Here is a 15,832-nt window from a genome sequence, read left to right as displayed (position 1 = left end):
CGAAACAAGAAGTGATGCGATTTTAATTGTACATATGAAATGATCCAAACATGAAAAGCAAACAAGTATTTATTTTCCTGGCATGCATAACGGTTAGCCTTATGGGAACCTGCCATTTGTATGCGCAGGAAGATCCACTATACTCGCAATATATGTTTAACGGAACGATGATCAACCCGGCTTATCCTACTATGGATGAGGCGACCAGTGTAACTGCTGTATTGCGCAACCAGTGGGTTGGTCTTGAAGGTGCGCCGAGAACCGGATCCTTTACTTTCAGCACGCCGTTTCAATCAACCGGAACCAACATGGGCGGGTTGCTTTGTTATGATAAGATCGGCAATATCAACCAGACATCTGTTGCGTTTAACATAGGGCAAAAAGTAACCATCGGTGAAGAATTGTTTTTGGGTATGGGTTTGCGTTTGGGACAAAGTTTTTACAGGGAAGACAATACAATTTTTAATACAGAAGATCCGGTTTATCACGATAATAAAAAGTATACAAAAACCGATGTGGGATTCGGTTTTATGTTGTTTTCACCACGTTTCTTTCTTGGATTGTCATCACCCACATTTCAAAGTCTTTCAACTGTAAAGAACCAGGTGTATACCATCCAGCGAAAATCTCACTATTACCTGCAGGCAGCATACCTGTACGACATTAGCGAAAATGTAAAACTAAAGCCCAATGTCTTGCTTAAATATGTGAATGGATCACCCTTGCAGGTTGATCTCAATCTGAACGCTTTGTTTGCAGGCACTTTATGGGGCGGCATTTCATGGCGCTCATCTAAAACAGTCACCGGCATTCTGCAATTGCAGATTACACCAAACCTGCAGGCAGGTTATTCATATGATTACAATTATGGTAAAACAATGTCACAGATTCAATATGGTTCGCATGAGCTTATGATCAATTTCAGGCTCGCCAACGACAAAAGCAACCGTGTAGTAACCCCAAGATATTTTTAGTTTATAAAAGGTTTTGAAGAACAAAGGAAAAAACAATACCAATGAAAAAAACAAGAAAAATTGTTTTGTTAGCAATGGCATCCGGCATAATTGCAGCTTGCAATGTACGGATGGCGCAGCCGGCGTTAGAACCGCTGACAGGTAACACCACTGACAAAGCAAGCCTTTCCGGTGATTACTATTTCAAGATCCAGGAATATGAAAATGCCATCAAAAAATACGGAAACATCGTAAACGATAAAAAGGCGAAACCACTTAAGATTCACCTGGCCAAATTGCAACTGGCAAGGGTTTATTATGAAACGCGCCAGTTTGAAAAGGCCCAGTCTTTGTATGCAGACGTTATTGAAGACAACCTGCTGGAAGGCCTTATAGCGAAGGATGTAAACAACTATCTCGATATATTGTGCCGTTGCGGAGCCATCACAAAAGCACACCTGGTGGCTGCGAGGTTCAGAGATCTCATGTCAGACACCCGGTTTAAAAATCGTTGTTCTTCAATCAATAAATATGAAAGTTTTCTTACGCAGCGGTTTGATACACTCGGCAGATATGGCCTGGAGGACCTTGGCGGACATGCCGAAATGGTAAGGCTGAATGTATCTGTAAGGGGTTACCAATACGGTGCCTCGCCATACAAGGATGGTATCGTGTTTCTTGCCAATTATGTAACTGAGAACAGGGCAAAGACCTTGTATGTTAATTCCAAAATGTATTACCAGGATAAAAAAGGACTTTCGGAATTTAACAGGTCACTGGATTACACGCTTCAAAGCGGACCGGCCGTCTTCTATAACAATGAAAAATCAATTATCTATACCACGAACAGGTATGGTAAAATAAGTAACGAAAAAACATTGAACACGCTTGTTGTAAATGAGCTGCAACTTGCAACAGCACAGTACAATGCCAACACAGGCAAATGGTCATCTCCCGAACGAATATCACACTGGGCGGGAAAGAAGTCTTCCGAATATTCCTTTATGCACCCTTCGTTATCTGCTGATGCAAAACGCCTGTATTTTGCGTCCAATATGCCAGGTGGCTATGGCGGAAGTGATATTTATTATGCGGATTGGAACAATGAAAAGAAAGAATGGGGTGCGGCAGTTAATCTTGGTCCGCAGATCAACACTAACGGTGATGAACTGTTTCCGCAGGTATTTAAGGGGGATAGTTTATTGTTCTCATCAAACGGACAGGAAGGCTACGGCTCTCAGGATATTTATGTAGCCCATCTGAAAAATGACACTCCTGTAGTTGCGCATTTGCCTTACCCGGTGAATACACAGTACGACGATGTAAACCCTGTGTTTCTTCCGGATCAGAATGTTTTTTACCTGGCTTCTGACCGGCCAGGCAATAACCTGAAAGACAGGATCTACAAACTGGATATGCTTACACATCCGTTGGTAGAGTTGGGATACAAACCACTGGAGAAAAAGAAAGAAAAAACAGTTAAGGATACAAGGATCATAACAGAAGAAACACCTTCCGATGTGACTGTTAAACGTGTAATGCCTTCTTACCTGATGCATTTTGATTTCAATAAATCCAATCTAAAGAATGAAGACATACCTTACCTGCAAGACATTATTACAAATTATTCTACCCAAAAATACATCATACAAATTGATGGTTATACCGACGGAATAGGTGGCTGGAACTACAATATGCTGCTATCCCGCAAAAGAAGCGAAAGTGTAAAACAGTACCTGGTTAAAGGAGGTGTTCCGGAGAACCAGGTCATTGCCAATGCGCATGGTGCAGACAATTTTAAAATAACATGCGACACCTATGTAAACAAGGCCGAATGTATCAAGCTGCAGGGCGAAAACAGGCGATGCGAAATAACCATTTTTGAAAAAGAATAAAATACACACAACTTAAGCATACTGAAATTTTAGATAATAAATAACCAACATGAAAAAAACATACCTCGTCTCTTTATTGTTGCCTTTCCTTTGCAACAGCCTTTACGCGCAGGAGATGCCATCTGTATTCAACAAAAGCCTTGCTGAAAAAGGAAACCAATACAAAAAAGTGATTGTTATTGACGATGAAGAAAATATTCTGGCAGTGGGCGGAGGTCAGGAAGGTATTATAACCAAATGCAACCGCAGTGGCGATGTACTTTTTAATAAAGTAATTACCAAAGGAGGTATTTCTTTCTATAATGATATAACTGCCGACAGGAACGGAAACCTGGTAGCAGTTGGCGGAGGAACGATCGGCGTTGGCAATTCACGGATCACCAAACTGACGTCAAAAGGAGACATCATCTTCGATAAAAGTATCGGGCAGAAAACGGGCGGATATTTTACCAGGATCATTGTTGATTCATCTAACAATTATATTGCTATCGGCACAGACGGCAGCAAACCTTCCAGTGCACGAATAGTAAAATTCACAGCAAAAGGTGATGTGATCTTTGACAAGGCGTTTGGCACACACAATGTTTTCTTTGATGCAGCATTAACTGAAGATGGTGATATAGTTGCTGTTGGCGGCGATGTGGGTGATATGGAAGGCCGTGCACGAATTACCAAAATTTCTCAAAAGGGAGATATTGTATTTGATGTAGAACTGGCTCGCAATGGTGCATCGTTCGCTAAAGTTGTATTGTTGAGTGATGACAATGTGCTGGCTGTCGGCGGCGGCGCCTACGGTACCGGCAACCCTTGCCGCATAGCGAAACTGCGCGGAGAGGATGGCCAGGTAATTTATGACAAACCATACAGTACTGCCGATGGCAGGTTTTCTGATGTCTATGTAAACAATGACGGCCGCGTGGTTGCCTGCGCAGAGGAATACGAACAGGGCAGAATTGTGCAATTAAGACCGGATGGAACAGAGATCTATAACAAGACTTTCAGCGGTGCATTTCATGCTTTAAAAATGGGCACTGCGGGAGAAGTGGTTGCAGTTGGTGAGCTTGGTAAATCACAAGGTAAAATGGTTAAGCTAAGAGGAGATGGGGCCGTGATGTACGATAATGCTGTTGATTTGTCCATAGGCAAAATGCTGCTGACAGAGGATGGTGAAGTATATGCGTTATCATCAAAAGGCTATAACCTTTTAAAATATGATCCGTTCGGAAGACAGATGTTCAATAAGACTTTCGGCAATTATGGCGATGCAGTGCTCAATGTGCTTGAACAAACACCTTCCGGCGAAGTGATTGCCGGAGGTGGTGGTTTGGAAGATGGGGGCCGTTTGATTAAGATCACGCATGGTCTTGTAATAAACGACGTTACCGTTTCGGAACCGGTTAATGGAATATCCACCGCCTCACTCACCGTAACACTCACCGGATTTTTGCGCAAGAAAGGCATAAGAAGCCCTGTAACGGTTAACTATGCATCCAGCAATGGTTCAGCCTCGCTTAAGGAAGATTATGTTCAAACTGAAGGATCATTATTTTTTGTTCCATCAGATTATTTTCCCGGATCTTCCATTACACAGACTATCCAGGTTCCTTTATTAAGCGATAATTTACTGGAAGGAAAAGAGGTGTTTGGCGTTGAGCTTTCAAAGCCTCAAAATGCCTATATCACAAAGGCAAAAGCAACGGTGTCGATCATTGATCAGCCTGCCATGCTCAAGTTTGTTGGCGGTAAGGATGGTACAGAAAAAGACTTGCAGCCTGTAAACTTTTATGCCGGTATTTTTAAACAGGACAATTCGCCACTGATCAATAAAACAGGTTCACCGCTTAATATAGCTTACAACTTCGGCAGCGGCTCAGCAATGCCGGGTACTGATTTTGTGGCTTCTACAAAGCCGCTCTTTACCATTGATACCGGTAGAAGCGAGGGAACGTTGCAGGTAAAGGTGAAAGACGATAATAGCTACGAACTGAAGAAAAGTGTGATACTGGAACTAACCGGCGCCAAAACAGCCAATGAAAGCATAATTGGCTTCGAAGGTGGTGCAAGCTCCTTAACAAGGATGCAGTATATCATTGATCAGCCTGCGTATGTCGGCATTATGAAACTTGCCGACAGAAACCGTTCCGCTACAACACCATCATCCATGTTTAGAATAGTACTTACAAAAGAAGACGGGAATGTTCTGACGAACTGCACAGGAGATGACATTAAAGTATTCTTCGGCATAGATGAATCTTCCACTGCTTCACTCGGTAAAGACTTTGTAATACTGGAGGGCGATATGGTAAAAATGCTTGGTGAATGTGACAATGCTGAAACCGTGCTGAAAGTAGTTACTGTAAACAGCAGAACACAGGAAGATGATAAGACTGTTGCCGTAAAAATTGCCTCCGTAACCGGCCCGCAAAATGCCGGGGCCCTGTTAGTTAACCCCGATGACAAATGGAAAAAAACTTCGGCGGTGATAAGGGGAACGAAGTAGTGAATGGTTCCTGTTTGGGTATTTAATCGGTTTATATAAAATGTGCAGAAATCCTTGTCGCATTATACGGCAGGGATTTTTTGCAACTCACACTGTGTTGTTGGTGTGCCTTGCACATTGCCATCCCTACACACGCAACAACGGCGGTCATCGTAACGGTGCGACAGAAGGTAAAACAGAGAGCTGCGCGCCGTTGTTGATATGCAGCTAAGGATTGTGTAAAGCGTACCAACAACTCATTGCGGCGCTACGCTTTCACCATTAACTCCCAACAATGTTGTTGGTGAGCCTTGCGCATTTCCATCGCTACACACGCAACAACGGTCGTTATCGTAAGGTGCGACAGAAGATAAAACAGAGAGCTGCCCGCCGTTGTTGGTATGCAGCCAAGCCTTGTGTTAGGCGTACCAACAACCAATTTCGCTGCTACACTTTCGCCATTAACTCCCCACTGTGTTGTTGGTGTGCCTTGCACATTGCCATCCCTACACACGCAACAATGGCGGTCACCGTAACGGTGCGACAGAAGGTAAAACCGAGAGCTGCCCGCCGTTGTTGGTATGCAGCTAAGCCCCGCGTTAGGGGTACCAACAACCTATTTCGCTGTTACACTTTCACCATTAACTCCCAACAATGTTGTTAGTGTGCCTTGCACATTTCCATCCCTACACACCCAACAGCGGCGATCATCGTAACGGTGTGACAGAAGGTAAAACAGAGAGCTGGCCGCCGTTGGTATGCAGCGAAGGATTGTGTAAAGCGTACCAACGACCTATTGCGCTGCTACACAGTCACTATTAACTCCCAACAATGTTGTTGGTGTGCCAATACTTGTCGGAGAAAAAAAATTTATTAAACTTTTGTAATAAACCTTAACTAACCTAATACTACGCCGCCGCCACCGCAAAGCCCGGAACGTTGTGCGCCTCTTTCCCTTGCCTTTATTATATTTGTTAAAACGACTGTTAATGAAAAGAATTCCAAGCTTCTTGTTTGCGTTGGGCTTTGTTATTTTAATGAGCCAGCAAGCAACCGCTCAAAAGCTGCCCGCACGCTGGGATGAAATAACAGCGGCCGATTGGGACAACGCTTTAACCAAAAGCAATAAAACCTGTATTCTTCCTATTGGCATATTGGAAAAACATGGCCCGCATGTACCTATGGGTAGCGACCTGATCCGTGTGCGTGAGTACGCTTTACGGGCCACGCAAAAGGAATACGCTGTAGTGTTCCCCGATTATTTTTACGGACAGATAAATGAAGCCAAACACCAACCCGGTGTATTCGCTTTACCGGAAAGAGTGGTATGGGACCTGTTGGAAAGCACCTGCGATGAAATTGCGAGGAATGGATTTAATAAAATCATCATTATAAATGGCCACGGTGGCAATCCTGAGCTGATAAAATATTTTATACAAACAAGGCTTGAAAGAGAGAGAAACTATGCTGTGTATTTTTTCCAGCCCTCCTCAGATTCTGCTTTTAACAGACAGGTAGCCGCCTTACGTCGTTCAGATGCCGCAGGCGACCAGCATGCCGGCGAAAAAGAAACATCAGAAGTATTGTATTTTCGCCCCGACCTGGTGCAATTAGACAGCGCCAAAAATGAATCCGGCAAAAATCAGAACCGGTTATCAATACCAAACGTGTATACCGGCATCTGGTGGTATGCCGATTATCCCAATCATTATGCAGGTGAAGGGGATAAAGCCACAGCAACACTCGGTAAAGTAATAGCGGATCATACGATCAGCCAGCTGATTGACGCAGTTAAAGCTATTAAGAGCGACAATAAAACATTGATGCTGCAGAAAGAGTTTTATGACCGGGTGAAAAAGCGAAAATAGATGTTCATTATAACTCCAAACTATGTTGGTGTGCCGCGCACATTTCCATGCCTACACACGCAACAACGGCGGTCATCGTAAAGGTGCGACAGAAGGTAAAGCAGAGTACTGCCCGCCGTTGTTTGGTATGCAGCGAAGGATTGTGTAAAGCGTACCAACAACGTATTACGCTGCTAAACTTTCGCCATTAACTTCCACCTAAGCGAAATTGAAATAACCCAAGTTTGGGAAAATGAAAATTAAGATTAAATATTTAACGCAAACTGTCTTAGCGCTTTTTATCGTGTTTTCCCTGGTACTATTTTATGTAATAAGAAAAATAGGAGAGGTTGGTTATGATTATTTACTACTCAAGGTGAGCTTTATTGACAATGGCGGGATATTTGATCAGGTTGTATTTAGAATATGTTTTTCCTTTCTGATTGTTAATATTTTTATTTTCATTTTGTACTTATGTTCCTTTATCGGTTTTCTGTCAAACAAAAAAAAGAAGACAATTCAGAAAGGATTTTTATACAGTCTTGTTTATAGCATTTTTCTGTTTTCGGCTTTTATAGCAATTGGTTTTTGGTTATTTAACAAGTAAGTTTGAATTCTTAACATCATGAACTTCTCGGCAAAGTTTCCTTTTAAGCCATAGGCACATGGTAGGGACTTTGCGAAATTGGAGGAGGCTCACCCTCTCAAGAATTTTATTTGTTCTCCTAAACGCAATTTCAGGGATTTGCACGGGGTTTTGATGGAGACTTTGTGAAGAAGAAATATTTCGACTAACTTCCAAACTTATGAGAAATGCGATAATCTTCCTTTTGATGCTTTGCTTTACCATCAGCGCCCAGGCGCAGGTAAAAAAGCACATCAAAAAAGGAAGGCGATATAAGTCCGAAAGCCAGTTCGCGTTAAATAAAAATGATTTTCAGGCAGAGTGGGAGTTTGGGAGAGAGGCTGTTGATTCGCAATTGACGACGATCACTTATCCTGACCTGGAGCTGCATTATGCACTCAGCGATCGCTTAGAGGTAAACACAGAGATGAGTTTGATCACGACAGCAGAAAAATCATATTCACTGCAAAAAAATACTTCAGGAATAGAGCCTGTTCTGATCGGTGCCAATTACCAGGTGCTGCGGGATACTTATAATACGCCTTCCATTATCGTTTCTACACAATTGGCGATCCCTTTCCTGGCCACAAAAGAATTTACAATCGATCATCTTGCGCCTATAGTGCAGGTAAACATACAAGAGGCTGTTCATGATAAATGGATATTCGGATTGAGCGGCGGTTTGCTATGGGATGGATTTTCCACATCGCCCAGTTTTATTTATAATGCCAACACTGCATACACCTTTAACAAGAAATGGATGATTACAGCAGAGTGTTTCGGGTTCATTAACCACGACCTGCCACAAAATAATCTTGATGCGAGCCTGGCCTATGTAGTGAATGATCTGATACAGTTTGGGGTCACCGCAGGCGCGGGTATTTCATCTGCTGCCCCCAAAAATTATTTCGCGGTTAATGGTACGTGGGGATTTAACACTTCAAGAAAACGGCAGGTACATTGAAGCCGTGGAAAATTCCCCGCAATTGGTATGCAGCTAAGCCTTGTGTCGGGCGTACCAACAACCTATAACGCTGTTACACTTTCACCATTAATTCCCAACTATGTTGTTGGTGTGCCCCGCACATTTCACCCCTACACACGCAACAACGGCGATCATCGTAAAGGTGCGAGAGAAGGTAAAACAGAGAGCTGCCCGCCGTTGTTGGTATGCAGCTAAGCGTTGTGCCAGGCGTACCAACAACCTATGATGCTGCTACATTTTTACCATTAATTCCCAACTATGTTGTTGGTGTGCCTTGCACATTTCCATCCCTACACACGCAACAACGGCGATCATCGTAAAGGTGCGACAGAAGGTGAAACATAGTGCTGCCCTCCGTTGTTGGTATGCAGCAAAGCGTTGTGTCAGGCGTACCAACAACCTATGACGCTGCTACACTTCAACTATGTTGTTGGTGTGCCTTGCTCATTCACCTCCCTGCACACGCAACAACGGCGGTTATCGTAAAGGTGCGAGAGAAGGTAAAACAGAGAGCTGCCCGCCGTTGTTGGTATGTAGCTAAGCCTTGTGTCGGGCGTACCAACAACTTATGACGCTGCTACACTTTCACCATTAATTTCCACTACGTTGTTGATGTGCCTTGCACATTTCCATCCCTGCACACGCAACAACGGCGATCATCGTAAAAGTGCGACAGAAGGCGAAACAGAGAGCTATCCGCCGTTGTTGGTATACAGCTGAGCCTTGTGTCAGCGTACCAACAACCTATGGCGCTGTTACGCCTTCACCATTAACTCCCCAACTATGTTGTTGGTGTGCCTTGCTCATTTCCATCCCTACACACGCAACAACGGCGGTTATCGTAAAGGTGCGACAGAAGGTAAAACAGAGAGCTGCCCGCCGTTGTTGGTATGCAGCTGAGCCTTGTGTCAGGCGTACCAACAACTTATGGCGCTGTTACGCCTTCACCATTAACTCCCCAACTATGTTGTTGGTGTGCCTTGCTCATTTCCATCCCTACACACGCAACAACGGCGATCATCGTAAAGGTGCGACAGAAGATAAAACAGAGAGCTGCCCGCCGTTGTTGGTATGCAGCTAAGCCTTGTGTCAGGCGTACCAACAACCTATGACGCTGCTACACTTTCACCAATAATTTCCAACTATGTTGTTGATATGCCGCGCGCATTTCCATCCCTACACACGCAACAACGGCGGTCACCTTAAAGGTGCGACAGAAGGTGAGACATAGTGCTGCCCGCCGTTGTTGGTATGCAGCTAAGCCTTGTGCCAGGCGTATCAACAACCCCATTACGCTGTGACACTTTCACCATTAATTCCCAACTATCTTGTTGGTGTGCCCCGCACATTTCATCCCTACACACGCAACAACGGCGATCATCGTAAAGGTGCGACAGAAGGTGAAACATAGTGCTGCCCGCCGTTGTTGGTATGCAGCTAAGCCTTGTGTCAGGCGTACCAACAACGTATGATGCTGCTACATTTTTACCATTAATTCCCAATTATGTTGTCGATGTGCCGCGCACGCCTCCATCCCTACACACGCAACAACGGCGGTCATCGTAAAGGTGCGACAGAAGGTGAAACATAGTGCTGCCCGCCGTTGTTGGTATGCAGCTAAGCCTTGTGCCAGGCGTACCAACAACCCCATTACGCTGTTACACTTTCACCATTAACTCCCCAACTATGTTGTTGGTATGCCGCGCGCATTTCCATCCCTACACACGTAACAACGGCGGTCATCGTTAAGGAGGGACAGAAGGAAAAGCGGAACCATCATTTCAGTTCATAAACAGCAGCTTCATAAGGCCGCAATTCTATACCGCCATCTTGAGTAATTGTACTAGCAGTGCTAATGTAGTTGGATAAAAGTAGTTTTGCTTTTGCCAGATTAAGTCCTGTCGCAGTATGTGCATTTGTTGCGCTGAAGTTGAGTATTACAAGCATTTTTTGTCCGTGCAATTCTCTTACATAGGCATATACGCTGGGATTATCTTTGTCAAGCAAGATATATTTTCCATAAACAAGACACGGATTGCTCGTCCGCAGCCTTACAAGACTTCTGAAATAATTCAGACAACTATTGGCATCTTTCTCTTCTGCCGCTGCATTAATACTGCTATAGTTGGCATTTACTTTTATCCACGGTGTACCCTTTGTGAAGCCCGCGTTAGGCGAATTATTCCACTGGAACGGTGTGCGTCCGTTATCCCTGCTTTCAAAACCAGCCCGCTGCAGGTATTTCTGCAGGTCTCCCGCAGTTGCTTTTTCATGCTGATATTGATTAAGCGTTTGCACATCCCTGTATTCCTCAATGCTTTTAAAACCAGCATTCGTCATTCCAAGTTCGTCACCATTGTAATAATAAGGTGTGCCCCTCATAGTTAAAATAAAAGTGGCTAACATTTTAGATGAACGTTCGCGAAATGGCGCACTGTCATTTCCAAATCTGCTTACCAACCTTGCCTGGTCATGGTTGGCCAAAAAAATCGAAAGCCATCCCTGGTCTGCAAACGCGCTGTCCCAACGGCTGAAAACCTCTTTAAAATGCAGCAGGTCATATCCCTCGGGTTTGGCAATGTCAACCCCTTCAAAAGCATAGGCCATGTTAAGTTCATGTCGGTTTGTATCTACAAGGTTGTGTGCATCCGTAAATGAATTACCAGCTCCTTCAGCCACACTCATTACATCGTATTTGCTAAAGACTTCCTTGTACATTTCCTGCAAATAACCATGTAAGTTTCCCTGCATGGCATACCACAGCGTAAATTTTTTTTCAAATCCCGGCGGAAATGCAGGGAACGTTGTGTCCTTTGCGACGAATTGAAAGGCATCCAGTCTGAAACCATCAATACCTTTATTTGCCCAGAATTTCATTATGTCATAGACCTCCTGCCGTAACCTGGCATTTTCCCAGTTAAGATCAGGCTGTTTTCGAGAGAAATAGTGCAGGTAATATGCATTGGTAAGCGAATCATATTTCCACGCATCATGGTTCACATCAAACAGACTATAACGGTAAGGTGGTTTGCCATTTTCAGCATTCCACCAGTGGTAGTAATTTCGATAAGGGTTATCCCTTGAAGCGCGGCTTTGCTTAAACCACTCATGCTCATCACTGCTATGGTTTACCACCAGGTCCATTACCAGTTTTATTCCCTTCCTGTGCATACCAGCCAGCAGTGAATCAAAATCCTGCATCGTTCCAAAATCTTTCATAATGTTGCGATAGTCGCTCACGTCGTAGCCGTTGTCGTCATTCGGTGAGCTATAAATGGGATTTAACCAAACCACATTAACACCAAGGCTTTTGATATAATCCAGTTTGGAAATGATACCTTTCAAATCCCCAATACCATCTCCATCACTATCTTTAAAACTACGCGGGTAAATTTGGTAAACGATCGCTTCTTTCCACCATTTTCGATCAGCTTCTCCTGAGGCGTCTGCCTGACCATACCCATTTGGTGAACACAATAAAAACAAGCTGCATGCAACTAAATACAATCGTTGTTTCATAAGTAGCTTTTATAAGGTAGAAAGATACAGATGCACCGAATCTGCTTAGTTCTGTACCTTAAAAGTATCTATTGGATTTGGCCGTGTCAAGATGCGTGACCATCTTTTTCTTTGAGGTTTGTTATGGGATGGATTTTTCACATCGGCGGGTTTTATTTATAATGCCAGCACTTCATACAACATCAATGCCAGACCGTTAGCAATCACCAGACTGATACTTGCAGCACGTTAGCAAGGAGATAACCGGGCGAAGCATCACCTGGTCGTCGCTTTATATTGTTACTTGTTTTGCTATCTTCGATCATCTTGCAAATACAGTTTCAAAATCTCCCCGGATAATGAAGATTATTACATGGAATTGTAACATGGCTTTCAGAAAAAAGGCTGACATGATCCTGGTGCATCAGCCCGACATCATTGTTATTCCGGAATGTGAACACCCCGATAAATTGCAGTTTAACAGCGATACGCCAAAACCAGCGGACATATTATGGTTTGGACAAAATCAAAACAAAGGACTGGGTATATTTTCCTATTGTGACTTTAGGTTTAAAGTGTTAGACGTGCATAACAATAACTTTAAAATCATTATTCCAATAGCTGTGTCCGGAGGACTTATTGATTTTACGCTTTTTGCTATCTGGGCAAATAATCCGGCAGATCCGGATGGGCACTATGTAACCCAGGTATGGAAAGCGCTGCATCACTACCAGAATGCAATCAGAAGCAAACGGACAATCTTAATCGGGGATTTTAACAGCAATACCATTTGGGACAAACCGGGGAGAGAAGGCAATCATTCCACTGTAGTGAAGCAATTGGAAAAGAAGAAAATATATAGCGTTTATCATACGCATTTTAATCAGATACAAGGTAAAGAACAACATCCAACGCTTTATATGTACAGGCATAAGAACAAACCTTATCATGTTGATTATTGCTTTGCATCTGTTGATATGCTCAAGCATCTTAGTGCTGTGGAAATTGGAGACTATGAGTTTTGGATGAGGTACAGCGATCATGTCCCGGTTATTGCGACTTTTGATATATGAGCTTATTTCGGCCCTGGCATTTTTCCCTGATTTTTAAGTGTTAATTTAGTGATGGTTCAGGGCTGGTGATACTTCACCGCATCAGAAGTTTTTTGCCAGGGCAGAGCCGTTATCAATCAGCATTCAATCAGACTATTTCTAAAATAAGAGAAACTATGGATGAAAACAGACTTGCCGTTTTAATTGACGCGGACAACGTGCCTTACGCAAATATTAAGGAAATGCTTGAAGAGATTGCGAAGAACGGTATACCAACTATTAAAAGAATTTATGCTGACTGGACGAAGCCTACCGTTTCGGGATGGAAGAACATTTTGCTTGAAAATGCCATTACTCCCATTCAGCAATATAGCTATACCTCGGGCAAAAACTCCAGCGACAGTGCATTGATCATTGATGCGATGGATATACTATATTCAGGGAAAGTGGATGGTTTTTGTATTGTTTCGAGTGACAGTGATTTTACAAGATTAGCAATACGGTTAAGAGAGGCGGGAATGACTGTAATAGGATTCGGAGAAAAGAAAACGCCACAACCTTTCATAACTGCTTGTGACAAATTTATCTATATTGAAATATTGAAGCTGGAAAAAGAAGCAGTATCAACTGTTTCAACCACAAACAAAGGAAAAACGAGCGCCAAAGCATCAAAGAAAATTGAAAAGGAAATTGTTACCCTTATAACTGAAAGTGTGGCGGACATAGCAGATGAAACCGGCTGGGCATTCCTGGGAAATTTAGGCAGTTTTATTCTTAAAAAGAAACCCGATTTTGACCCAAGAAACTATGGGTATCCAAAATTATTACCATTAATAAAAAGCACGCAAAAGTTTATCATTGATGAACGTATTACCGGAGCTAACAATGTCAAACATATTTACCTGAAACTAAAATAACGATGGGCTGCAGCATGTTTTTTTAGTCCCCGGGGCTCATATAACCTGATCATATATGCAAAACACTGAGATCAAAAATGAATTGTTCCGCCAGGCTGTGGAAGCGATCGATCATGGAGATGTTGTGTTATTGGAACGTTTGCTTAATATGAACCCACACATTGTTGGTACCCGTTTGGATTATCCTGCCGGTGGCTATTTCAGAGATCCGTATCTCCTTTGGTTTGTAGCGGACAATCCTATCCGTCACGAAAGATTACCTGCCAATATCGTTGAAATTGCCAGTTTACTCATTCACTTCGCGCGGCAATATGCAGATGAAAGTTTTACGTTCCAGACCGGCTATGCGCTTGGACTGGTTGTTACTGGCCGCATTCCACGTGAATGCGGTGTACAAATTGAATTGATGGATCTTTTGCTTGATGCAGGTGCTGCGCCTGGCAATGGTCATGGCGCCCTTGCACATGGAAATACAGACGCTGCAAAACATCTTTTAAAAAGAGGAGGAGAGCTAACATTAGCGACAGCGATTTGTCTTGACATAATGGATGAGGTGCCACGCCTTTTAGAAACTGCTTCTTCAAAAGATTTAGAGATAGCATTGGTGGCGGCGGCATTTTATGGAAAGGCAGATATGTTGAAACTGCTCATTGCTTCTGGTGCAAATGTAAACGCTTACCTGGATGCTTCCAGCGGTTTTCATCATCATGCATCAGCTTTGCACCAGGCTGTGTTTTCTGCTTCTTTAGATGCGGTAAAAATACTTGTGAATGCCGGCGCGGATCTTTCTGCCAGGGACCGGATTTATGGTGGCATACCGCTTGGTTGGGCACAACACATGCAAAAAGAAGGTAATGAGCTGGATAAAAGCAGGTATGCAGCGATAGAAGCGTTTTTGGTAAGTTGCAAATAATGGGGCCGGATGTCTTCCGGCAACACGGCTTTGCGCTATTGCGAATAATTAAGCTTGCGATAAAATGATTGTTATTAATGTTTCCTGCGTGGAAGCGTGGGCTTTTACCAATATTCCAATAACGGTAAATTGTAACGGAAGCAATTTTGGTTTTGCAACATTGTTAATTACCCGGGATGGAAGTCTGTTTTATAATTAACATTTCCGCTGAGGATATTTGTCTATCTTCATTGTTCATGATTTTCTGATAAGGCCATTCTGCATTCGAATTATACCTATTACTTTCCGGTAACAATTATTCTTCTTATCCTCTTTGCTTTCTCCCAGAATCATGTTTTAATCATTTAAAGAAATTATTATGAACATTTACGTTTCTAACCTGGGATTCCAGGTCACAGAGTCTGATCTGAAAAATCTTTTTGCCAAGCATGGACAGGTTAGTTCAGTCAGAGTCATTACCGATAAATTCACCGGAGATTCCCGGGGCTTTGCCTTTGTAGAAATGTCTTCTGATGAAGAAGGTAGAAAAGCTATCCAATCATTAAATGAGCAGGAAGTTCAGGGCAGACGAATTTCTGTTTCAGTTGCACGGGAAAAAACACAGAATAGTGGTTTTACACGTGCACGCAGCCCCTGGAAAGATTAATAAAAGAAGGGTTGCCAATTAC

At 43.1% G+C, this 15,832-nt stretch carries 11 protein-coding genes; 10 read left to right on the top strand and 1 reads right to left on the bottom strand.

All coding sequences use genetic code 11. The annotated features are described in order from the left end of the window. Positions 1–50 precede the first annotated feature (50 nt). From QTN47_RS20195 to QTN47_RS20170, 6 genes are all read left to right on the top strand, one after another. A complete protein-coding gene (locus QTN47_RS20195; RefSeq protein WP_369331230.1) occupies positions 51–974 on the top strand; it encodes a PorP/SprF family type IX secretion system membrane protein in 924 nt (307 codons plus the stop codon). Between the two features lie 41 nt (positions 975–1,015). Beyond that, positions 1,016–2,848, top strand: a complete 1,833-nt coding sequence (locus QTN47_RS20190) for an OmpA family protein (protein ID WP_369331229.1) — start codon at positions 1,016–1,018, stop codon at positions 2,846–2,848. A 49-nt stretch (positions 2,849–2,897) separates the two neighbouring features. Then, positions 2,898–5,348 carry a Calx-beta domain-containing protein gene (locus tag QTN47_RS20185; RefSeq protein WP_369331228.1) on the top strand — a complete coding sequence of 817 codons (2,451 nt, stop codon included), beginning with the start codon at positions 2,898–2,900 and terminating at the stop codon, positions 5,346–5,348. A 968-nt stretch (positions 5,349–6,316) separates the two neighbouring features. Further along, positions 6,317–7,195, top strand: a complete 879-nt coding sequence (locus QTN47_RS20180; RefSeq protein ID WP_369331227.1) for a creatininase family protein — start codon at positions 6,317–6,319, stop codon at positions 7,193–7,195. Positions 7,196–7,980: 785 nt separating this feature from the next. Continuing rightward, complete coding sequence (locus QTN47_RS20175; RefSeq protein WP_369331226.1) at positions 7,981–8,763, top strand: transporter; 783 nt, start codon at positions 7,981–7,983, stop codon at positions 8,761–8,763. Between the two features lie 27 nt (positions 8,764–8,790). After that, positions 8,791–8,979: a hypothetical protein gene (locus QTN47_RS20170; protein WP_369331225.1), complete on the top strand. Its 189-nt coding sequence runs from the start codon at positions 8,791–8,793 to the stop codon at positions 8,977–8,979. A 1,581-nt stretch (positions 8,980–10,560) separates the two neighbouring features. On the opposite strand, the gene QTN47_RS20165 is transcribed toward QTN47_RS20170, so the two are convergent. Continuing rightward, complete coding sequence (locus tag QTN47_RS20165; protein ID WP_369331224.1) at positions 10,561–12,303, bottom strand: glycoside hydrolase family 13 protein; 1,743 nt, start codon at positions 12,301–12,303, stop codon at positions 10,561–10,563. Positions 12,304–12,641: 338 nt separating this feature from the next. On the opposite strand from QTN47_RS20165, the gene QTN47_RS20160 reads away from it, so the two are divergent. The 4 genes from QTN47_RS20160 to rbp all read left to right on the top strand — a co-directional run bounded on the left by QTN47_RS20160 (position 12,642) and on the right by rbp (position 15,810). Continuing rightward, entirely contained in the window at positions 12,642–13,355 is a 714-nt protein-coding gene (locus QTN47_RS20160; protein ID WP_369331223.1) for an exonuclease/endonuclease/phosphatase family protein, read from the top strand. 155 nt (positions 13,356–13,510) lie between these two features. Continuing rightward, positions 13,511–14,251, top strand: coding sequence for an NYN domain-containing protein (locus QTN47_RS20155; RefSeq protein ID WP_369331222.1), 741 nt, complete (start codon positions 13,511–13,513; stop codon positions 14,249–14,251). 55 nt (positions 14,252–14,306) lie between these two features. Beyond that, positions 14,307–15,164: an ankyrin repeat domain-containing protein gene (locus QTN47_RS20150; protein WP_369331221.1), complete on the top strand. Its 858-nt coding sequence runs from the start codon at positions 14,307–14,309 to the stop codon at positions 15,162–15,164. A 358-nt stretch (positions 15,165–15,522) separates the two neighbouring features. After that, positions 15,523–15,810, top strand: coding sequence for an RNA-binding regulator (rbp, locus tag QTN47_RS20145; protein ID WP_369331220.1), 288 nt, complete (start codon positions 15,523–15,525; stop codon positions 15,808–15,810). The last annotated feature ends 22 nt before the right edge of the window (positions 15,811–15,832 follow it).

Origin of the sequence: Danxiaibacter flavus (genome assembly GCF_041060425.1) — a bacterium.
Taxonomy (GTDB): Bacteria; Bacteroidota; Bacteroidia; order Chitinophagales; family Chitinophagaceae; genus Danxiaibacter; species Danxiaibacter flavus.
This window is presented reverse-complemented; position numbering and strand designations above follow the sequence as displayed.